21 protein-coding genes are annotated in these 19,315 nt (G+C 59.7%); 11 read left to right on the plus strand and 10 right to left on the minus strand.

The features are described from left to right. Positions 1-147: 147 nt before the first annotated feature. Positions 148-1,209: a UDP-N-acetylmuramate dehydrogenase gene (gene murB / locus GH657_RS11855; RefSeq protein ID WP_153100957.1), complete on the minus strand. Its 1,062-nt coding sequence runs from the start codon at positions 1,207-1,209 to the stop codon at positions 148-150. A 190-nt stretch (positions 1,210-1,399) separates the two neighbouring features. Here murB and GH657_RS11860 point away from each other — a divergent pair, with 190 nt between their 5' ends. Then, positions 1,400-1,885, plus strand: coding sequence for a YajQ family cyclic di-GMP-binding protein (locus GH657_RS11860; protein WP_153100959.1), 486 nt, complete (start codon positions 1,400-1,402; stop codon positions 1,883-1,885). Positions 1,886-1,933: 48 nt separating this feature from the next. Here the strand turns inward: GH657_RS11860 and plsY are convergent, their stop codons facing one another. After that, positions 1,934-2,575 (minus strand): glycerol-3-phosphate 1-O-acyltransferase PlsY, encoded by a 642-nt coding sequence (gene plsY / locus GH657_RS11865; RefSeq protein ID WP_153100961.1) that lies wholly within the window; start codon positions 2,573-2,575, stop codon positions 1,934-1,936. Positions 2,576-2,764: 189 nt separating this feature from the next. Then, a complete protein-coding gene (locus GH657_RS11870; protein WP_153100963.1) occupies positions 2,765-3,256 on the minus strand; it encodes an aminoacyl-tRNA deacylase in 492 nt (163 codons plus the stop codon). A gap of 148 nt (positions 3,257-3,404) precedes the next feature. Between GH657_RS11870 and GH657_RS11875 the strand changes: the two genes are divergently transcribed. Next, positions 3,405-5,021 (plus strand): class I adenylate-forming enzyme family protein, encoded by a 1,617-nt coding sequence (locus GH657_RS11875; protein ID WP_153100965.1) that lies wholly within the window; start codon positions 3,405-3,407, stop codon positions 5,019-5,021. 134 nt (positions 5,022-5,155) lie between these two features. On the opposite strand, the gene xerD is transcribed toward GH657_RS11875, so the two are convergent. From xerD to queG, 3 genes are all read right to left on the minus strand, one after another. Next, entirely contained in the window at positions 5,156-6,088 is a 933-nt protein-coding gene (xerD, locus tag GH657_RS11880; RefSeq protein ID WP_153101742.1) for a site-specific tyrosine recombinase XerD, read from the minus strand. A gap of 77 nt (positions 6,089-6,165) precedes the next feature. Further along, positions 6,166-6,642 (minus strand): methylated-DNA--[protein]-cysteine S-methyltransferase, encoded by a 477-nt coding sequence (locus GH657_RS11885; protein WP_153101743.1) that lies wholly within the window; start codon positions 6,640-6,642, stop codon positions 6,166-6,168. A gap of 104 nt (positions 6,643-6,746) precedes the next feature. Next, positions 6,747-7,994 carry a tRNA epoxyqueuosine(34) reductase QueG gene (gene queG / locus GH657_RS11890; RefSeq protein ID WP_153100966.1) on the minus strand — a complete coding sequence of 416 codons (1,248 nt, stop codon included), beginning with the start codon at positions 7,992-7,994 and terminating at the stop codon, positions 6,747-6,749. 17 nt (positions 7,995-8,011) lie between these two features. Here queG and tsaE point away from each other — a divergent pair, with 17 nt between their 5' ends. Both tsaE and GH657_RS11900 read left to right on the plus strand, forming a co-directional pair. Beyond that, a complete protein-coding gene (gene tsaE, locus GH657_RS11895; protein WP_153100968.1) occupies positions 8,012-8,560 on the plus strand; it encodes a tRNA (adenosine(37)-N6)-threonylcarbamoyltransferase complex ATPase subunit type 1 TsaE in 549 nt (182 codons plus the stop codon). Then, positions 8,542-10,092, plus strand: a complete 1,551-nt coding sequence (locus GH657_RS11900; RefSeq protein WP_153100981.1) for an N-acetylmuramoyl-L-alanine amidase — start codon at positions 8,542-8,544, stop codon at positions 10,090-10,092. Before tsaE ends, GH657_RS11900 begins: the two co-directional genes overlap by 19 nt. A 67-nt stretch (positions 10,093-10,159) precedes the next feature. Here the strand turns inward: GH657_RS11900 and GH657_RS11905 are convergent, their stop codons facing one another. Then, positions 10,160-11,044, minus strand: a complete 885-nt coding sequence (locus GH657_RS11905; protein WP_153100983.1) for an EamA family transporter — start codon at positions 11,042-11,044, stop codon at positions 10,160-10,162. 161 nt (positions 11,045-11,205) lie between these two features. Between GH657_RS11905 and GH657_RS11910 the strand changes: the two genes are divergently transcribed. Further along, the gene (locus tag GH657_RS11910; protein ID WP_153100985.1) at positions 11,206-12,105 is read left to right on the plus strand and encodes a pirin family protein; all 900 of its coding nucleotides are present in this window, start codon (positions 11,206-11,208) and stop codon (positions 12,103-12,105) included. A gap of 85 nt (positions 12,106-12,190) precedes the next feature. After that, positions 12,191-13,039: a thioredoxin gene (trxA, locus tag GH657_RS11915; RefSeq protein WP_153100987.1), complete on the plus strand. Its 849-nt coding sequence runs from the start codon at positions 12,191-12,193 to the stop codon at positions 13,037-13,039. A gap of 23 nt (positions 13,040-13,062) precedes the next feature. Here the strand turns inward: trxA and tcdA are convergent, their stop codons facing one another. Next, positions 13,063-13,929, minus strand: coding sequence for a tRNA cyclic N6-threonylcarbamoyladenosine(37) synthase TcdA (gene tcdA / locus GH657_RS11920; RefSeq protein ID WP_153100988.1), 867 nt, complete (start codon positions 13,927-13,929; stop codon positions 13,063-13,065). A 231-nt stretch (positions 13,930-14,160) separates the two neighbouring features. Here tcdA and pdxH point away from each other — a divergent pair, with 231 nt between their 5' ends. Both pdxH and GH657_RS11930 read left to right on the plus strand, forming a co-directional pair. Further along, positions 14,161-14,799 (plus strand): pyridoxamine 5'-phosphate oxidase, encoded by a 639-nt coding sequence (gene pdxH, locus GH657_RS11925; RefSeq protein WP_153100990.1) that lies wholly within the window; start codon positions 14,161-14,163, stop codon positions 14,797-14,799. Between the two features lie 218 nt (positions 14,800-15,017). Next, positions 15,018-16,232: an SAM-dependent methyltransferase gene (locus tag GH657_RS11930; protein ID WP_153100992.1), complete on the plus strand. Its 1,215-nt coding sequence runs from the start codon at positions 15,018-15,020 to the stop codon at positions 16,230-16,232. Between the two features lie 108 nt (positions 16,233-16,340). Here GH657_RS11930 and msrA read toward each other — a convergent pair whose 3' ends face one another. Then, complete coding sequence (gene msrA, locus GH657_RS11935; protein ID WP_153100994.1) at positions 16,341-16,913, minus strand: peptide-methionine (S)-S-oxide reductase MsrA; 573 nt, start codon at positions 16,911-16,913, stop codon at positions 16,341-16,343. A 101-nt stretch (positions 16,914-17,014) separates the two neighbouring features. Here msrA and GH657_RS11940 point away from each other — a divergent pair, with 101 nt between their 5' ends. From GH657_RS11940 to GH657_RS11950, 3 genes are all read left to right on the plus strand, one after another. Further along, complete coding sequence (locus GH657_RS11940) at positions 17,015-17,227, plus strand: hypothetical protein (RefSeq protein WP_153100996.1); 213 nt, start codon at positions 17,015-17,017, stop codon at positions 17,225-17,227. Positions 17,228-17,377: 150 nt separating this feature from the next. Then, the gene (locus GH657_RS11945) at positions 17,378-17,635 is read left to right on the plus strand and encodes a helix-turn-helix domain-containing protein (protein WP_220094849.1); all 258 of its coding nucleotides are present in this window, start codon (positions 17,378-17,380) and stop codon (positions 17,633-17,635) included. Beyond that, the gene (locus GH657_RS11950) at positions 17,610-18,287 is read left to right on the plus strand and encodes a restriction endonuclease (protein ID WP_153100998.1); all 678 of its coding nucleotides are present in this window, start codon (positions 17,610-17,612) and stop codon (positions 18,285-18,287) included. The genes GH657_RS11945 and GH657_RS11950 overlap by 26 nt, the downstream gene beginning before the upstream one ends. Here the strand turns inward: GH657_RS11950 and GH657_RS11955 are convergent. After that, a complete protein-coding gene (locus GH657_RS11955) occupies positions 18,284-19,048 on the minus strand; it encodes a DNA methyltransferase (protein ID WP_153101000.1) in 765 nt (254 codons plus the stop codon). The two genes, GH657_RS11950 and GH657_RS11955, sit on opposite strands and share 4 nt — an antisense overlap. Positions 19,049-19,315 lie beyond the last annotated feature (267 nt).

The following is a 19,315-nucleotide window of genomic DNA, read 5'->3' on the forward strand; positions in this document are numbered from 1 at the left end:
TAGTTCACGCGTAGTTCACGCGTAGTTCACGCGTAGTTCACGCGACACGGCGCATTGCGCGCCGTGCCGTCCTGCCAAATAAAACCCCGCTGGATTGCCTGGTTGGCATCCAGCGGGGTTTTATCTGGGCACAAGGTTTTGCGCGCGTTACAGGCAAACCGGTTCCGGCTCCAGCGCGACACCAAAGCGCTCGGCCACGTCATGCTGAATCGCGCGCGCGAGCGCCAGAATCTGCCCCCCGCTCGCGCCGCCCCGGTTCACCAGCACGAGCGCCTGGCGCTCATGCACCGCTGCCGGGCCCAGCGCGCGGCCTTTCCAGCCACACTGGTCAATCAGCCAGCCCGCCGCCAGCTTGACCCGGCCATCCGCTTGCGGATACGACACGAGCCCGGGTTCACGCGCACGCAGCGCAGCAAACTGAGCCGCCTCAATCACGGGATTCTTGAAAAAACTCCCCGCGTTGCCCAGCACCTCCGGATCCGGCAACTTGGCACACCGTACCGCCACCACGGCATCGAAGATCGCTTGTGCATCGGGCGCCACATCGCGCCCTTGTGCGGCGAGTTCGCGTTCGAGATCGGCGTAGCCCGCACGCGGCGTCCATGCTTTCGGCAAGCGAAACTTCACCGACGTAATCACGAAACGATTGCGCCCTTCCTGCTTGAAGAAGCTGTCCCGGTAACCCAGACGGCATGCCGCCGCGGAAAACTCGAACGCGCGGCCAGTGGCCAGCTCAAGCGCGCATAGCGAAAACAGGTACTCCCCCATTTCCAGCCCGTAAGCGCCGATATTTTGAATCGGTGCCGCGCCCACGGTACCGGGAATCAAGGCGAGATTCTCAAGGCCAGGCATGCGCTGTGCGAGTGTCCAGCAGACAAACTGATGCCAGTTCTCTCCTGCTGCGGCGGCGACGTACCACGCATCGTCGTCTTCGGCGACCACGCACCGCCCTCGCAGCGCAATGTGCAACACCAGCCCGTCGAAATCGCGGGTGAACACGATATTGCTCCCTCCGCCCAACACTAGCCGCGGCAACGCCGCAAACGGCGCGGCCTGCAATGCGGCGCGCAGTTGCGTCTCACGCTCGATCTGGCAGGCAACACGCGCCCGGACATCGAAGCCAAACGTGTGATGTGCCCGCAACGAATAATCGGCGAGGAAAGCGGGAGCATCGTGGAAAACGTCGCGGGAGGCGTCGGGCTGAAGCATTGGAATCGGGTCAAAACGAGGACGACGAGGGCGAAATGCCTTCTCTGGCTGTAACTGTCTTGGGGAAACAGGAAAGGCGTCGGTAAAATGACGCCCGCGCCATTATAGCGACCCCTTAAGGCCCGCCCTCCGGCTTACGCGCATTGGCTCATGCACAGGCGGCCGCACACAGGTTCAACAGGAGAATGTCATGCCGTCGTTCGATGTCGTCTCAGAAGCAAATATGATCGAAGTGAAAAATGCCCTTGAGCAGTCCAACAAGGAAATCGCCACACGTTTCGACTTCAAGGGTTCAGACGCCCGCGTCGAACAAAAAGAACGTGAGTTGACCGCCTTCGCCGACGACGAATTCAAACTCAGCCAGGTCAAGGATGTCCTGCTGTCAAAAATGGCCAAGCGCGGCGTGGACGTGCGCTTTCTTGAGTACGGCAAGATCGAAAAAATTGGCGGCGACAAGGTCAAACAAGTCGTGACAGTCAAAAAAGGGGTTTCCGGCGATCTGGCGAAAAAAATCGTCAAGCTCGTGAAGGACAGCAAGATCAAGGTCCAGGCGAGTATTCAGGGCGATGCAGTACGCGTTGCGGGTACCAAGCGGGACGATTTGCAAAGCGTGATGGCCATGCTGCGCAAAGATGTGACCGACACCCCGCTCGATTTCAATAACTTCCGCGACTAACAAGGTGGGGCTCATGCGCTGAATCACGCGCCACGCCCCCTCGTTTATTTAGTGCCGGCGCTCGGGCTCGGCCTCGAGCTTCCCGCCCCCCGGCTTGCTGCCCAGCCGGCTCTCCTGCCCCGCAACCAGCTTGGCGATATTGCTGCGGTGACGCCAGATCAGTAAGACGCTCATCAACGTGATGGCCAGCGCAACGCTATTCACACCGAATAAAAACCCATCGAACAGCGGGGCAAACACCGCTGCCGCCAGCGCCGCCAGCGACGAATAACGAAAGAAAAACGCCACGATCAGCCAGGTCAGCAGCGTCGCCAGGCCCAGTACCGGATGGATCGCCAGCAACACGCCTGCGGCAGTCGCCACGCCTTTGCCGCCCTTGAAGCGAAAAAAAAGCGGATAAAGATGACCCAGAAACACCGCCAGCGCAGCCACCGCCACGGCGGTATTGTCCAGGCCGTAACGCGGCCCGAAATGGCCCACCAGCCACACCGCGAGCCAGCCTTTAAAAGCATCGCCAAGCAATGTCAGTACAGCGGCAAGGCGGTTGCCACTGCGCAGGACATTGGTTGCGCCGGGATTTTGTGAGCCGTATGAGCGTGGATCAGCCAGCCCCATCATCGCACTCACCACCACAGCAAACGACACCGAGCCAATGAGATAAGCGGCAACGGCGACAATCAGGTTTTCCATTGAAAGACTCTTGTCATTATTAGAGAGCGAGGACGCCCGCCGCGTGCGGCGAGCGCGCTGCGGGCAAAAATGAGACAAGCGCGCATTCTACCGAAGCCGCTTGTAATGCTTGTAATAACAGGCGCGCAGCCAGCAGCAGATCAAGGCGGCCTCCCTTGATTCGCCCCGATCCACCCCAAGCCACCCCGCTTATTCGAGGCTAGCGCATTGCACAGGTGTGGCATTGAGAAGCGTCGTCAATACGACGGGGGCAAGACTCAGCAGAAACCCACGCCGCCCGCCGTTCAGCCAAATGGTTTCCAGCGCCAGCACGCTCGCTTCGACATAAACCGGCATGGGTTTGCGGGTGCCAAACGGCGACGTGCCACCAACCAGATAGCCCGAATGGCGGTTGGCGACTTCCGGCTTGCAGGGCGCGATACGCTTGGCCCCGGTTTGCCGCGCCAGGTTTTTGGTTGAAACCGTGCGATCGCCGTGCATCAGCACAATCAGCGGCCGGGCGTGTTCATCTTCCATCACGAGTGTCTTGATGACGTGGTGCTCATCCACGCCAAGCTGCCGGGCGGATTCTTTCGTGCCGCCATGCTCAACATACACATAGGGATGCTCGCCAAACGTCACGCCATGGCGACGCAAATACTGCGTGGCAGGGGTTTCAGAAACATGTCGGGATTTGCTCATCGGCGCATTGTAAAGGTGGCTTTGTTGATCACGCTACTAGCCAAATGGCTGATTGTGCGTGCCCAGCGGCTATGGCACGATCGCTCGGCAACTGGCGGCACAAGCGCACAACGTTCATGGCTACCGCCCTGTCAAGGAGACCATACTGATGTCCCTGCCGCACGCTTCAAGCATCGTGTCAGGCGCAGGCCTGAACGCAAACCCAGACGCCAGCGTCTCGCCTGGCCCCGACGATATTCCCGCGCTACTCGCCGCGCTGCCTGCACGCATCAGCGACATTGCCCGCCGCAACGCGGCCAGCGATCCGCAAGCCATCGCGCTCATCGAAGACGCCCGCCGCCTGAACCGCGCGCAACTCGTCTTGGCCATCGATGCCACGGCCAACCAGTTAAGCGAATGGGGGGTGCAACGCGGCGACCGGGTCATGATCGTCGCTGAAAACAGCATCGCGCAAATCGTGCTGCTACTCGCCAGCGCCAAACTCGATGCGTGGGCACTTGTATCGAATGCGCGGCTATCCGCTCCGGAACTCGACGCCATCCGGGCCCATGCACGGCCTCGCGTCGTGGCCTATGTCACAGAGACTTCGCGCGATGCCGAACGGCATGCACAGCAGCACCAGGCACAGAGTGCGCCCGCACCTGGCAACGGTCTGGAGATTGGCCAGTGGGCCTATACCTGCGATGACACGGTCACGGCAGAGCCCGCAGCAACCAGCCACAGCCCATGTGCGGCACTGATCTATACCACCGGCACCACGGGCACGCCCAAGGGCGTGATGCTGTCGCATCGCAACCTGCTGTTTATCGCCGCCCTGTCCAGCGCCTTGCGCCGGATTGAGCCCAGCGATGTGGTCTACACCGTGTTACCGGTCTCGCATGTGTATGGGCTGGCTTCCGTATGCCTCGGCAGCCTGTACGCAGGCGCGACACTGCGGCTCGCGCCGCGCTTCGTGCCCGAAGCCGTGCGTCATGCGCTGGCCCACGAACACGTGTCGATCTTCCAGGGCGTACCCGCGATGCACGCCAAGCTTCTCGAGCATCTGCACACTCAGCGCCTGCCATGGGTGGCGCCGCATCTGCGCTTTGCCTACTCGGGCGGCTCCCCTCTTGATGCGGCGCTCAAGGCGCGTGCCGAAAGCGTCTACGGCCTCGTGCTGCACAACGGCTACGGCATGACCGAAAGCAGCCCAACCATCGCCCAGACCCGGCTCGACGCGCCACGCACTGACACCTCGGCAGGGCAAATCATTCCGGGTATCGAAGTCTGCTTCATGTTGCCGGATGGCACACCCGCGGCAAGCGGCGAAATCGGTGAGTTATGGGTCCGCGGTCCAAACGTGATGCTCGGTTATTACCGCAATCCGGAGCAAACCCGCCTCACGGTCAACGCGCAGGGCTGGCTGAAAACAGGCGACCTGGCGCGGCAAGACGCGGATGGCGCGCTACACGTGGTGGGCCGTAGCAAAGAGCTCATCATTCGCTCAGGGTTCAACGTGTATCCGGCCGAAGTCGAACAGGTGCTCAATGCCCACCCGGACGTCGTGCAATCCGCCGTGATCGGGCGGGCAGTCGAAGGCAATGAGGAAGTCGTCGCTTTCGTCGAACTGGGCGCGCAGGCCCAGGTGACGGCCGCCGAACTGATCTCCTGGAGCAGCGCCCGTCTGGCGCCCTACAAGCGCCCCGCCGAAATCCGTGTCCTCGCCGCACTGCCCGCCGCTGCAACGGGCAAGCTGCTCAAGCATCGTTTGCGCGAATTGCTGTGATCCACCACCAAGGTATGCCGGCCTCCCGCCGGGGCTTCCGGCGGGGCGGCAGCGGCTCAGCGCACGCTCCTGGCATGGCGCCGGCGGCTTCGGCATCTGCGCGGCATGGCAATAGAACCATAGCGCGCGGCACATCAACCGCGCGGATGATGCTGTGCATGCAGCACTTTGAGCCGCTCACGGGCGACATGGGTATAAATCTGTGTGGTCGTGATATCGCTATGGCCAAGCAGCATTTGCACCACGCGCAGATCCGCGCCGTGGTTCAGCAAATGCGTGGCAAAAGCATGGCGCAGCGTATGCGGCGACAACGCGGCATGGATTCCCGCTGCCGCCGCACGACGCTTCACGATGTGCCAGAACTGTTGCCGTGTCATCCCTTCAGCCCGGCTCGTGACAAACAGCGCATCAGCCGCATGCTCTCCCAGCAGCGCTGGGCGGGCCACAAGCAAATATCGTTCGATCCAGGCATGCGCTTCCTCGCCAAATGGAACCAGGCGCTCTTTCGCTCCCTTGCCCATCACGCGCACAACACCATCATTCAGGCTGACTTCGACGGTTTTCAGCGTAACCAGCTCGGTGACACGCAAGCCGCTCGCATACATCAGTTCGAGCATCGTGCGGTCGCGCAGGCCCCGTGGGGTATCCACTGGCGGTGCCGCCAGCAACGCTTCGACTTGCGTCTCGGTCAGCGTCGAGGGCAAACGCATCGGCTGTTTCGCCGAGCACAAGCGCAAGGTCGGATCAGTGCTGGCGCGATGCTCGCGTACCGCCCAAGCGTAATACCGGCGAAACACCGAAAGACGACGGTTGGACGATGTCGGCCGATCGCGCTGCCGCACTACGTTGTAGGCATCGAGATCGGCTTCGCTGGCCGCATCCAGCGACACCGTGCGCGCCGCCGCAAGCCACTGGGAAAAGATGCGCAAATCGCTACGATAAGATTCGATGGTATTAGACGACAAGCCATGCTCAAGCCACAACGCATCGCAAAACGTATCGATCGAGGCGATGCTCGCCCGTTGCAGCAACTCAACCGCGGATTCCGCCGCCACGGCCTGGTCCATGCCATCCAATCCGTCCGTATCGCCCGTGCCGCCCGTGTCGCCCGTGTCGCCCGTATCGCTCATGTCGCCCGTGTCGCTCATGCCGCAAAGCGCAAAACGCCCTCATGGGCCAGCAGCCAGCCTTTGATCTGGCGGAAAAAATCGTCGCCGGCATGATGCGCGAAACCACCGATGCCATTCGCCGCGACCACCCGATGGCAGGGAATCACTAGCGGCCACCGGTTCGAGCCGCAGGCCTGTCCCACCGCGCGCGGCACACTGCCGATCTGCTGCGCCAACTGCCCGTAGGTCAACACCTGGCCTTGCGGGATCGCGCTGATCGCATGCCAGACACGTCGCTGAAACGGCGTGCCCAGATCCGCCAGAGGCAGGTCAAACGCGGCGTACGGCTGGGCGAAATAGCGTTCGATCTGCGTGACGGCCTGTTGCGCCAATGGCGTATCAGGCGCGATGAGCGCGCTCGATCGCGGCAAGTAGACAATCTCGCGCACCTGGCTGGCGGCAACACGAATGCCAACCTTGCCAAAGGGGGCATCCATCACGGCACTCCACATCACGGCACTCCTTGCGAGGGCACAGCAGTTTTCAGAAAAACGCGGGCTTGAACGGTCTCAGCAAGCCCAGCGGCCTTAGGCAACGACAACGACAATGCCCCACGCTATGCCGCCTCAAGCGCCCAGCACACATGTTCGCGCACCAGCGGCGAAGCATCATCGGCACGGCGGCGCAACGCCATCACGATCGCTTGCCGCGCCTCTTCCGTGAGGCTAGCCCGATCGGCGCGCAACGCATTGCCCATGCCCACCGCGAGATTGCGCAGCCAGCGCTCATAGCCAATCCGGCGAATCGCACTACCCTGCATCCGGGTGTCGAAATCGTCCGCGCTCCACGCGAACAGTGTGGCGAGCGTTGCGCGGTCGAGCCCATGACGCACATCGAAATCGCCCACCGGCGAAGCCTGGGCGAACTTGTTCCAGGGACATACCAGCTGGCAATCGTCACAGCCATAGACCCGGTTGCCAATCAGCGGCCGCAATGCTTCGGGGATGCTACCTTTAAGCTCGATCGTCAGATAGGAAATACAGCGCCGCGCATCAACCCGATAAGGCGCAACAATCGCACCTGTCGGGCAGCCCCCCAGGCAGCGCGTGCAACTGCCGCAATGTGCACCCGCGGTTTGCGGTGCACGCTCAGGGGCCGTTTGCGCATCGGTCGGCAATGGCACGTCGACGTATATTTCACCGAGAAAAAACAGCGAGCCCGCATCCTGCTGCAACAGCAATGTGTGCTTGCCACGCCAGCCGAGGCCCGCCTTTTGCGCCAGCGCCACCTCCAGCACCGGCGCGGAATCCGTGAACACGCGATAGCCATAAGGCCCAATGGCGCTTTCAATGTATTGCGCAAGTTGCTGCAAGCGCTGGCGCATCACCTTGTGATAATCGCGGCCACGGGCATACACCGATATCACCGCTGCCGAGGGATCAGCGAGACGTGCCTGCTCGGCCGTGCGCCAGTCGGCCGCCCCAGCCCCAGCCGCATCCGCATCCGCACCGCCCAGTGTGGCAGTGGGCAAATACGCCAGCCGCACGCTGATCACACGCAACGTGCCCGGCACCAGTTCGGCAGGCCGCGCGCGTTTCATGCCGTGTTTCGCCATATAATCCATCTCGCCGTGAAAACCGGCTTCAAGCCATGCAGCCAGCGCTGCTTCCGCCTCCCCGAGGTCGGTATCGCTAATGCCCACGGCGGCAAAACCCAGCGTTTCGCCCCAGTGACGGATACGCTGCGCCAAAACCGCTAGCGTTGCCGCATCAAATGAGCGCGCCGCTCCCGGTTCATAAACCGGGAGCGGCGCGCCAAACTCAGACACAGTGGGTTCTTCAGGACTTTCAGGACTTCGCTTCATCACGCTATTTTACGAGAATGCCTGTCCCGCCCGATTCCGCGCTCCCGTCATCCGCCACCGTGCTGTTCGAGCGCCAGTTCACGCTCGCCACTGAAGCCGCCACGCGCGCCTTTGGCGCCCAGCTCGCGGAAGCCATCAGCGAACTGCGGCACTCTAGCGGCACGTCGTTTCACGGCCTCCAGATTCAGTTGAGCGGAGAGCTCGGCGCAGGCAAAACCGCGCTGGTGCGCGCCACCCTGCACGGCCTGGGCCACACGGGACGCGTGCGCAGCCCTACCTACACGCTCGTTGAGCCCTACACGGTCGATCAGCCCGATGGGGAACTTGCGCTGTATCACTTCGATCTCTACCGTTTCACCGATCCGGCCGAATGGGCCGATGCGGGCTTGCGCGACTACTTCGGCCACGGTGCGATTTGCCTTGTCGAATGGCCCCAGCGGGCAGGCGCGCTGCTTGGCCTGCCGGATCTTGTCTTCTCGCTCGACCTCGACAGCAGCGGCTCTGGCCGCCAGCTCATGGCACGGGCCTACAGCGAATCAGGAAAGGCATGTCTCGAAAGATGCTGATCAAACCGTTTCATTCGATCGAATCCACCGCTAGCGCTGGCCATAATGGGCAGCGCCGGCAAATCTTGCGCGCGGGAGCCTCTTGCCTCGTGCTCGGCCTGATCGCCCCGCGTCTGGCGTGGGCCAGTTCGGTACTTGGGGTGCGTGTGTGGCCCGCGCGCGATTACACCCGCGTGACGATCGAATCCGACCAGCCGCTGCAAAACACACAAAAACTACTCGAAGGCCCTGATCGCCTGGTGGTCGACCTGGACGGGCTTGAACTCGACCAGGCGCTGAAAGACCTGGTGTCAAAGATCACCCCTAACGATCCACAAATCGAAGCGGTGCGCGTGGGCCAGTATCAACCGCATGTCGTGCGCATGGTGTTCGATCTGAAAGGCTCGGTTAAACCCCAAGTCTTCACGCTGCCGCCGGTTGGCACATATCGCTACCGGCTGGTGTTCGATCTTTATCCGGCGGTCGCCCCTGACCCGTTGATGGAACTGCTAGCGCAGAGCGAGCGCAAGGAGCAACGCCTGAACGACAGCCAGAGCACGCCGCCCGCTGCACTGAGCGGCCCAGGCGCGCCCCCCATGGCCGATAACAATAGCGAAGCCTTCTTCGAACGCTACGCGGGCAACAGCGCCGCCCCCCCGCCCGCGACTCCGCCCACGCACAGTGCGGCGCTGCCGCCGATTCTCAGCAGCAAGCCACCCGCCAAACCCGGGCCCGCTCCGGCGTCAGGCCCGACTACCGCCACGCCACCCAGCGTCCTCGCGCGCAAAGACAACGCCGACGACAGCTACGGCTTCACCACGCCCAAATCGGGCGGCGGCACCACGCGTCTGCTGACCATCGCCATCGACCCCGGGCACGGTGGCGAAGACCCCGGCGCCGTGGGCGCTAGCGGCACGTATGAAAAACACGTCGTACTCGATATCGCCAAAAAGCTGCGCGCGAAAATCGACGCCCAGCCCAACATGCGCGCCATGATGACGCGTGACGCCGATTTCTTCGTGCCGCTCAATGTCCGGGTACAAAAAGCGCGCCGGGTCGGTGCCGACCTGTTCGTTTCGATCCATGCCGACGCCTTCACCACGCCCTCGGCCAGCGGCTCATCAGTATTCGTCCTCTCCGAACATGGCGCCTCAAGCGCCGCGGCCCGCTGGATGGCGAACAAGGAAAACGCCTCCGACAAAATCGGCGGCATCAATATCAAATCAGCGGACGCCACGGTGAACCGCGCGTTATTCGACATGTCCACCACCGCGCAAATCCGCGACTCGATGCGCTACGGCAGCTTCGTGCTGAAAGAAATTGGCGGTATCAACAAGCTGCACAAGGGCTCGGTCGAACAAGCCGGCTTTGCCGTCCTGAAAGCGCCGGATATTCCGTCGATTCTGGTCGAAACCGCTTTTCTCAGTAATCCCGATGAGGAGCGCCGCCTGAACGACGACGCCTATCGCAACAAAATGGCTGATTCGATTCTGAATGGCATCAAGCGCTATTTCGCCGCCAATCCGCCGCTGTCGAAAAACCGCATGACCTAGGCGGCGCGGCACGGGTCTTGGCGGAGCGGGCTGGGGCGGGCTGGGCCGCCCCAAGTTCAGCGCGGTATCAAACGCCGAAACGCCGCGCAATCCAGCCGCCAAACACGTTCACCGCCAGCCCGGCCATGACCAGCGCGGCACCGCCCAGCGCGAGCAACGACAAATGCTCATCGAGCAATAACGCCGCCGAGGCTAGTCCAACAATCGGCACCAGCAACGAAAACGGCGCCACCTGGCTGGCCGGATAACGCGACAGCAAACGGCTCCAGAGGCCATAGCCCAGAAGCGTCGCCACAAACGACAAATACACCACCGCGCCAATCGACGCGGCACTGATCCCGGAGAGGGCCACCCCGATCCGTTGCGGCCCTTCGAACAGATACGACAGCGCGAAAAACGGCAACGGCGGAATCACGCTGCCCCAAACCACCAGCCCCACCAGATCAATCGGGCCAAAGGCGCCGATTTTCTTCGTCACGATATTGCCCAGCGCCCATGACACGGCAGCGCACAAGGTCAGCGCAAAACCAGTCAGCGTCATCGTGTGGCCGCCGTCCATGCCGATCACTGCCAGCCCCACCGCGGCGATCAACAGCCCAATGGCGTTTTGCAGACGAAACCGTTCCTGTAAAAACAGCACGGCAAAAATCAGCGTGAAAAACGCCTGCGCCTGCAACACGAGCGAGGCGAGACCCGCTGGCATGCCCAGCGACATCGCAGAGAACAAAAACACGAACTGCCCTAGCGAAATCGTGCCGCCATATGCCACCAGCCAGCGCCAGGGCAGCGCCGGACGTTTGACGAAAAACACGGCCGGCACCGCCGCCAGCGTAAACCGCAAGGCCCCCAGCAACATCGGCGGCACGCCGTGCAGCCCCACCTTGATGACGACGAAATTGACGCCCCATGCCATCACGACGACTAACGCCAGCAATAAATCCTTCGGCGACACGAAGTGCTCCCTGTATGCGCAATGGCTTAAAGCGCCGGAGTATAGCCGCTATATTGAGATAGCGTCGGCCACGACAAAAGGCTTGGCGTCGGCCCTCACAGCAAGGCCAGGCAAGGTCAGCACAGTAGAATGGACCGCCCCCCATTTTCCTGGAGTGTCTTATGTCCGCCCCAGTCAAGGCTCCGGTCAAGGCGATACTCAAACCGCATCCGCGCGACATCGGCGGCTTCACGGTGGCCCGTGTCCTGCCCGCCATGGACGCGCGTCTCATCGGCCCCTTCATCTTTTTCGATTACATGGATCAGCGCGCTCACCCGAGCCTCCCCGGCGCAGGCATGGATGTGCTGCCGCATCCGCATATCGGGATCGCCACGGTGACGTATCTGTTCGAAGGCGCACTCATGCACCGCGATAGCGTCGGCTCAGTGCAAAAGATCGTCCCAGGCGACGTCAACTGGATGACCGCAGGCCGGGGCATCGTGCATTCCGAGCGCACGCCCGCTGCGGAGCGCGCCAGCGGCCAGCTCCTGCGAGGCATCCAGTCATGGGTCGCGCTCCCCGCCAGTCACGCAGAAATCGCGCCGTCATTCGAACATCACGCCGCAGCCTCACTACCGCGCATCGTCCTCGACGGCGTGACGCTGCAACTGCTCGCCGGATCGGCTCTGGGCCATACCTCGCCCGTTACGACGTACTCCCCCATGCTTTACGCCGCGGCCCATTTCGCCGCAGCCAGCCGTTTCACCTTCGATGCCGAACAGGAAGAGCGCGGCGTGTATCTGGTCGAAGGCGAGCTGGCGCTCGATGGCACTCCGCTGGCGCCGCTGCACATGGCCGTGCTCACACCCGGCGAGCGCGTCACGCTCACCAGCCACGCGGGCGCAACCGTGATGCTGATCGGCGGCCAAAAGCTGGCGGGCGAGCACTTGATCGAATGGAATTTTGTCGCCAGCACCCGCGCGCGTCTTGAGCGCGCCCGTGACGCATGGGCAGCCCAGACGATGGGCCAGGTGCCCGGTGAAACCGGATGGATTGCCCAGCCACCCCGCAAACCGCGTTGAAACAGTCCGATGTGCCCCCAACTACTGCCCCGGACAGATTCAGAACCGCCAGAACCGCCAGAACCGCTTTAGAGACGAGGAAGAAATGGACACCACGCTAGCCACTTTCGAAAACGATGTAATCGCGGCCTCGATGCAGATGCCTGTGCTGGTCGATTTTTGGGCGCCATGGTGCGGCCCTTGCCAGAACCTCGGCCCCCTGCTGGAAAAACTCGAAAGCGAAGCCGCAGGCGCATGGCGCCTGGTAAAAGTCGACGTGGACCAGAATCCGGAGCTGGCCGCGCACTTTCAGGTGCGCAGCATTCCGCATGTCATCGCGTTTGCGGAGGGACGCCCGGTTGACCAGTTCAATGGCGTACTGCCTGAAAACCAGTTGCGCGCGTTTATCGAACGGTTGGCGCCGCAAGCCACGCTCTCCGTGCGCACGCTCGCGCAGACGGCCTTGAGCGAAGGCCGTCGTGAAGAAGCGCTGACCTTGCTGAGCAGCGGGCTCGACGCAACACCGGACGACGATGAAATCCGGCTCGACCTGCTCGAATTACTGCTGGAAGACCAGCGCCTCGACAAGGCCCGCGCCGAAGCGGCACGACTCTCGCCGAAAACCACCCAGGGCATTGACGCGCGTTATAACGCGTTCAAGACGCGCCTGGACGCGCTCGATGCCGCCGCGGCCCTGCCCCCACCCAACGCCCTGGCCGAACGCGTCGCCAGCCACCCCGAAGATCTCGAAGCGCGCTTCGATCTGGCTAACGCGTTGATCGCCCGTTGCCAGTACGACGAGGCACTTAACCATCTGCTGTTTATCGTGCAACGCGACCGGGCGTTCCGCGATGATATTGGCCGTAAAACCATGCTGTCCGTGTTCGAACTCGCCGCGCATCAAAGCGCGCGGGTGGCGCAATGGCGCCGCAAGCTCAGCGCGGCGCTGAACTAGCAACGGCGCTGAACTAACAACTTTCAGGCGCGCGGCATCAGGGCGCGCAGCACATGAGCCGCAGCAGCCAAACCAAAGCTGGCCGTCACGCACACGCTTGAACCAAACCCCGCGCAGTTAAGCCCTGTCACTCCCGCTTCGGCTTCGGCTTCGGCTTCAACCCCGGTGACGGTGGCAGGACCCTCTGCCTCAGGCGCCGAAGCCGGATAAATCAGCGGCTCATCCGAATACACCGCACTCACCTTGAACTTCGCTTTCGCACCACGCGGAAAACCATGCTGTTTGCGCAATTGCGCCCGCACTTTCGACAGCAGCGGATCCTGAATCGTCAATGCCAGATCGTCGATGCGGATACGGGTCGGGTCAAGCTGCCCTCCTGCGCCCCCCACGGTAATCAAGGGCTGACGCCGTTCGGCACACCATGCAATCAGCGCTGTCTTGGTGCGCACGCTGTCGATGGCATCGATCACGTAATCGAAGCCGCCACCTAGCAACGCCGCGAAATTCTCCGGCCCGATGAAATCTTCAACCCGCCTTACCTCGCACTCCGGATCGATCAGCGCAATCCGCTCGGCCATCGCTTCGACCTTGGCTTTGCCATAGTTGCCGTCATGCGCGTGAATCTGCCGGTTCGTGTTGCTCTCGCCCACATTGTCGAGATCAATCAGCGTCAGCGTGCCAACCGCACTGCGCGCCAGCGCCTCGGCAGCCCATGAGCCCACACCGCCAATGCCGATCACCGCGACATGCGCACGCGTGAACGCCTCAAGCCCGGCGGTGCCATATAAACGCGCGACACCAGCAAAACGGCGCGCACGATCCGCCACTTTGAATGCGCAAGCGCTGGGAGTAAGATCGGGAGCGCGTTTGGCTTCGCCTGACGTTGACATAATTGAAAGCTCTGTATTGAACGCCCGTATTCTGCCTGAATGCCTCGTCACCCGGCACACCGCTTCCGCTCCGTCCGCAAAGTGATCCTGGCCTGCTGTGCTGTTTTGCTGTGCTGTGCCTGTTGACCTGCTGCTACCGCTTTTGTCGTGAAGGCAACACGTTCTGTCATGTTGCGCACGGACAATTCATGCGCTCGCTATACTTTCCGCACTGAAGCACTTGCCTACCCCATGACTTCGCTCGCAGAACTTCGCAAAACCTACGCGCTCGATTCACTCGATGAAGCTGATGCCGACGCCAATCCCATCCGCCAGTTCAATGCCTGGTTAGCCCAGGCATTTGAGGCCCAGCTTCCCGAACCCAATGCGATGACACTCGCCACCGTCGACGAACATGGCCGGCCCTCCACGCGCATTGTGCTCATCAAGGGCGTGGATGAGCGTGGTTTTGTCTTCTTTACCAACTACACCAGCCGCAAAGGCGTTGAGCTCGCGCACAACCCGCACGCCAGCCTGCTTTTTTACTGGATCGAGCTCGAACGGCAAGTCCGGATCGAAGGCCTGGCACACCCAATCGACGCGGCTGAAAGCGATGCGTATTACGCCTCGCGTCCACTCGGTTCACGGCTTGGCGCATGGGCCTCGCCCCAAAGCAAGGTCATTGAAAACCGCGCATGGCTCGAAGCGCGGGAACACGAAGTGGCGGCGCAATACGGCGATCATCCGCCGCGCCCGCCGCACTGGGGCGGCTACCGGCTCGCGCCTGACAGGCTCGAATTCTGGCAGGGGCGGCCCTCGCGCCTGCATGACCGGCTGCGCTATACGCGTGACGCAAACGGCGAATGGCGCATGGCACGGCTCGCGCCCTGACGGACTCATGGTCTTTCATCCTGTTTGCATCAATGCTTTTGCGGTATTGCGGTATTGCGGTATTGCCCCTTCGCGGCTGAGCTAAAGGGGCACCCGTCCGTTTCATGTTTCAAGCTTCATGTTTGACGTTAAGCAATGCAGTGAAAGTGAAACGGAACGAGACGGAACGGAACACACCAGGTTTTTGCTTTGCATTTCATTGGACACGGAGAAATCACATGTTCTGGGAGAAAAAACTGGCTCACTGGGTTGAAGAGGTCAAAACTCAGGCGAACCTGCCCGCACGTCTCGTAATGTGGGACGGTCAGCAACACGATTTTGGGCAGTTCGCCGCGCCCCAGGTCACGCTGCACGTAAAAAGCGCCACGGCGCTGCCGTATCTGCTCAAGCCCAGCCTGGACAATCTGGGCGAGGCGTATATCAAGGGCAAAATCGACATCGACGGCAAGCTGTCTGACATTATTAATATCGGCTATGCGCTAGCGCGCAGCACGGTTACCCATGCCGGTCAGCTGGAACGCGTACGACGTTATTTCCATCATTCGAAAAACTCGGATAAAAAAGCCATTCAGTATCACTACGACGTCTCGAACGAGTTCTACAAGTTGTGGCTCGACGAGAACATGGTGTATTCGTGCGCGTATTTCGAAAATGGCGATGAAGATCTCGCCACCGCGCAGATCAAGAAAATCGATCACATCCTGACGAAGATCCAGCTGCAACCAGGCCAGCGGCTGCTCGATATCGGTTGTGGCTGGGGTGCGCTGGTGCTGCGTGCGGCGCAAAAGTTCGGCGCGCAATGCACGGGCGTCACGCTGTCGCAAAACCAGTTCGATCTCGCCACCCAGCGCGTCAAGGCAGCCGGGCTGGAAGGCCAGATCGACATCCGTCTGCAGGATTACCGCGATGTCACCGGACAGTTCGATCGCATCACCAGCGTCGGCATGTTCGAACACGTGGGCCGGAAAAAACTGGCGGCGTATTTTCAGAAAATTCACGACCTGTTGACCGATGACGGCGTCGTCATGAACCACGGCATCACCTCAACCGATTACAACAGCGGCGAAACCGCATTAGGCGGTGGCGATTTTATCGACCGCTATGTGTTTCCCGATGGTGAGCTGCCGCATATCAGCCTGGCGCTCGAAACCATGCAACGCGGCGGGCTCGAAACCTTCGATATCGAAAACTTGCGGCGGCACTACGCGCGCACGCTCGATTTATGGGCAGCGAATTTCGAAGCACATGCGGAGCAAGCCAGCAAGCTGGTCGATGACGAGAAGTTCCGTATCTGGCGCGTGTATCTCGCGGGCTGCGCCTATGCGTTCCACGAAGACGATGTGTCGATTTACCAGGTGGTTTGCCGCAAAGCTGGGCGTCCGGCATCGACCCTGCCATGGTCGCGGCGCTATATGTACGAAAAGGCACGCTAAGATCACCACAACAAACACGGCCCCTAAAAACGCGCGGCGCTGGACCTGATGTTCCAGCGCCGCGCGTTTGATGTGCGAACTAACTTATACGTGGGCTGATGCGCCGATTTATACGCGCCGCATCCGGTGGGCAAATCTCTGACGGAATTTGGCCACTTTGGGCGCGATGACGAAAGTGCAGTAACCCTGCCCGGGATGCTGCGCGAAGTAATTCTGATGATAGGCCTCTGCCGGCCAGTATGTCGCGCCGTGCAGTCCATCCAGCGGCACCACTTGCGTGACGATCTTGCCGTCGTATAAGCCTTGTGCGCCGATCTCGTCAATGACCTGCCGCGCGCAGGCCTGCTGCGCGGCGGTGTGCGTAAAAATCACGGAACGATATTGCGTGCCAACATCGCCACCTTGCCGGTTCAACTGGGTCGGGTCGTGAACCGTAAAAAAGATCTCAAGAATTTCCCGGTAGCTGATGCGCTCTGGATCAAACACCACCTTTACAACTTCGGCATGACCGGTATCGCCATCGCAAACCTGTTCGTAAACCGGGTGCTCAACATGCCCACCGGCATAACCCGATTCGACCGCTATCACCCCCTCCACTTCCAGAAATACGGCTTCGAGGCACCAGAAACAGCCGCCGCCTAAAACTATCGTCTCAAGCTTCGTATCTTGTTGATTTTCCATATACTTTCTCCTGTAAGTGGTTTCTGCTTTCTTGGCAAAAGTGGCTGATCCACGCCAAAATTTGCCAAAGAAGACGCTTGAGCCCTGTCCGGCTGGGGGCTGTGAAGAAGCCGAAAAGTGTCTGCATTGCCTCGCGGATCACTCAAGTTGTCTGGAAGAACAAGACTAAGGCCAAGAACAAACAGGGCGCCTTCCGGGTTCGTATGAGCAGGAATGTCGATGGTAGTCCTCTCAAGGCGGATCGTCTGTTTGACACCTTGCGGGCCGATCTGAGCCGATTCGGCCCGCACTGCACCGAAATCGCCTTCGCCTAAAACTCAAAACCCCACGCTCCGAAAAACGTGGGGTTCGTCAGCAATCTGAGCTAGTCGTAAGACTAGCTTTCTTTTTTTGAATTTTGCCCTCTTGCCCTCCCTGCCCTAGCTTCCAATCCTCTTTTGGGATATTCCAAAAGAGGATTGACAATGGCCAGTATGGCGAGAAACACAAAGTATGAGCACTTCCAAGGGGCACTGATAGAGGCCCGTCAGAAGAACAACCTGACCCAGCAGGAGGTCGCGTCTCGCATTGGCAAACCGCAATCGTATGTTTCGAAATACGAAAGCGGTGAGCGACGGCTTGACGTTGTTGAGTTCCTGGATGTCTGTAAAGCTCTCGGTGTCAAGCCTATTTCTATCCTAAAAAGGCTTGATACCGATGACCAAGAAGAAATCTATCCTTGAGAGATGGGAGATCTCTGAGGAAGAATTTACTGAGCTAATAGACCAGAACCCAAGCTTGCGAGGCATGAATCTTGGCTACATTGCCGAGAAGAAATTCCACGACCAGTTCTTGAATCACCCTGAAATCACTGAGTCGTCAAAAGACGATGATCACGATAGAAGCAAGAAGGGGGATCGTCGCATTAGATACAAAGGCCATGAATTCATTGTTGAAGTCAAAAGCTTGCAAACAAACATGTGCAAAGACTTGGGCAATGACACTTGGGCCGGGAAATCTCAAGTTGACGGTAGTGACCGCCGAATAGTGAAGTTTGCAGACGGTACGGAATTAAATACAACTTTGCTGCTTCGTGGTGAATTTGACCTATTGGCAATAAATTGCTTCGCCTTCGGTGAAGAGTGGCGTTTTGCTTTCGCCAAGAATAAAGATCTACCCACTTCGTCGTACAAGAAATATACAGAGGAACAGCGGAAACAATTAATAGCTTCTTTAGTTCCTGTCACTTGGCCACCGCAAGCTCCTTTTACCAGTGACCCATTCAAGATTCTGGATGACTTGATTCAGGAGAAAGCTCAACCTAAGCCGGAGGTGATTGGTGAGGAAGTAATAGAGGTTAAGACCGTGGATGTTGTCAAAGCTCCCAAATCTTAACCCCTCATTTGGGATCGCTTTTTCCCCTTGGGCACTTTAACGAAGACCAAAAAATAACTGTGATTTTTCCGTGCATGAACTTGCTTTTTTAGTCTGGCAATAGCGGCCTTGTTTTGCCGAACCACTACGAAAAGATCTTTGGTGTAAAAGCCAAGTTCCTCGTAGTGGTTGATAATTTCAACATGAGTTAGCCATTGACGGTTTGCAGAAACTTCGTCTTGACATTTAACAATGGCAATCCCTTTGTCTTTCAGAACCCGGATTGCTTCTGCACCAGCCTTGTAATATAGATCGGTAACTGCTCCATGCCACTTGGGGCCGTCGTGATTTACTTCATCTCCATTGGAATAGTATTCCCTGAAAGCTGAGTGAGTTCCAGCACCAGCCTTGTGATCCTTTTTGTTTCTCAAAAGCCCTTCCATATAGGGAGGGTCAATCACAATGACATCAAGGCTTTCGTTTTCGTATGGCAATGCTCGGCAATCAATGCCGGTTGCTATGTCTGACGGAAGAAGCTCGTATCGGCTGAGATCCACATTCTTCCAGAACACTCCGGTTCCATAAGTAACATCTGCAATCCTGGAACCGTCTGGAACATGCAAATCAAGAATCTGCGGAAACACCTCTGCATTCCCAGAGATAAAGGCAGACATGACCACATCAGATGTGGCAACACCTCCCTGAGTCCTCTTTTTGGCTTTGGCGGTGTCGTGTTCCGCAATCTCTTTCAAGAAAGAGATTTGTTCGGTAATCGTATTCATGCGGACATTCTATCCGATTTTAGGATTTTTTGGAACGGGGCTGAGCTCCCCCCGATGCAGCACTCTACCGCCGCCTACAGCACAAAGCCACTATGCCTACGCCATGAATGCACCCATGTGAGGACAGTCATTCATGGCCGCCCCCAAGGTTCGCGGTATCCCGACTGTCGAGTATACGAACGCAGGCGAGTCACCGGTCGAGAAATAAACTGAGTAGCGAGGAAGGCACGATCGCGTGGAGTGCGGATGACCGTGCATGGGACGCCA

Source organism: Paraburkholderia hayleyella (assembly GCF_009455685.1).
Lineage (GTDB): Bacteria > Pseudomonadota > Gammaproteobacteria > Burkholderiales > Burkholderiaceae > Paraburkholderia > Paraburkholderia hayleyella.

Coding starts and splice junctions, on each gene's coding strand:
- murB (WP_153100957.1), bottom strand. CDS start 1,209: ATGCTTCAGCCCGACGCCTCCCGCGACGTTTTCCACGATGCTCCCGCT.
- GH657_RS11860 (WP_153100959.1), top strand. CDS start 1,400: ATGCCGTCGTTCGATGTCGTCTCAGAAGCAAATATGATCGAAGTGAAA.
- plsY (WP_153100961.1), bottom strand. CDS start 2,575: ATGGAAAACCTGATTGTCGCCGTTGCCGCTTATCTCATTGGCTCGGTG.
- GH657_RS11870 (WP_153100963.1), bottom strand. CDS start 3,256: ATGAGCAAATCCCGACATGTTTCTGAAACCCCTGCCACGCAGTATTTG.
- GH657_RS11875 (WP_153100965.1), top strand. CDS start 3,405: ATGTCCCTGCCGCACGCTTCAAGCATCGTGTCAGGCGCAGGCCTGAAC.
- xerD (WP_153101742.1), bottom strand. CDS start 6,088: ATGGACCAGGCCGTGGCGGCGGAATCCGCGGTTGAGTTGCTGCAACGG.
- GH657_RS11885 (WP_153101743.1), bottom strand. CDS start 6,642: ATGTGGAGTGCCGTGATGGATGCCCCCTTTGGCAAGGTTGGCATTCGT.
- queG (WP_153100966.1), bottom strand. CDS start 7,994: ATGAAGCGAAGTCCTGAAAGTCCTGAAGAACCCACTGTGTCTGAGTTT.
- tsaE (WP_153100968.1), top strand. CDS start 8,012: ATGCCTGTCCCGCCCGATTCCGCGCTCCCGTCATCCGCCACCGTGCTG.
- GH657_RS11900 (WP_153100981.1), top strand. CDS start 8,542: ATGTCTCGAAAGATGCTGATCAAACCGTTTCATTCGATCGAATCCACC.
- GH657_RS11910 (WP_153100985.1), top strand. CDS start 11,206: ATGTCCGCCCCAGTCAAGGCTCCGGTCAAGGCGATACTCAAACCGCAT.
- trxA (WP_153100987.1), top strand. CDS start 12,191: ATGGACACCACGCTAGCCACTTTCGAAAACGATGTAATCGCGGCCTCG.
- tcdA (WP_153100988.1), bottom strand. CDS start 13,929: ATGTCAACGTCAGGCGAAGCCAAACGCGCTCCCGATCTTACTCCCAGC.
- pdxH (WP_153100990.1), top strand. CDS start 14,161: ATGACTTCGCTCGCAGAACTTCGCAAAACCTACGCGCTCGATTCACTC.
- GH657_RS11930 (WP_153100992.1), top strand. CDS start 15,018: ATGTTCTGGGAGAAAAAACTGGCTCACTGGGTTGAAGAGGTCAAAACT.
- msrA (WP_153100994.1), bottom strand. CDS start 16,913: ATGGAAAATCAACAAGATACGAAGCTTGAGACGATAGTTTTAGGCGGC.
- GH657_RS11945 (WP_220094849.1), top strand. CDS start 17,378: ATGGCCAGTATGGCGAGAAACACAAAGTATGAGCACTTCCAAGGGGCA.
- GH657_RS11950 (WP_153100998.1), top strand. CDS start 17,610: ATGACCAAGAAGAAATCTATCCTTGAGAGATGGGAGATCTCTGAGGAA.
- GH657_RS11955 (WP_153101000.1), bottom strand. CDS start 19,048: ATGAATACGATTACCGAACAAATCTCTTTCTTGAAAGAGATTGCGGAA.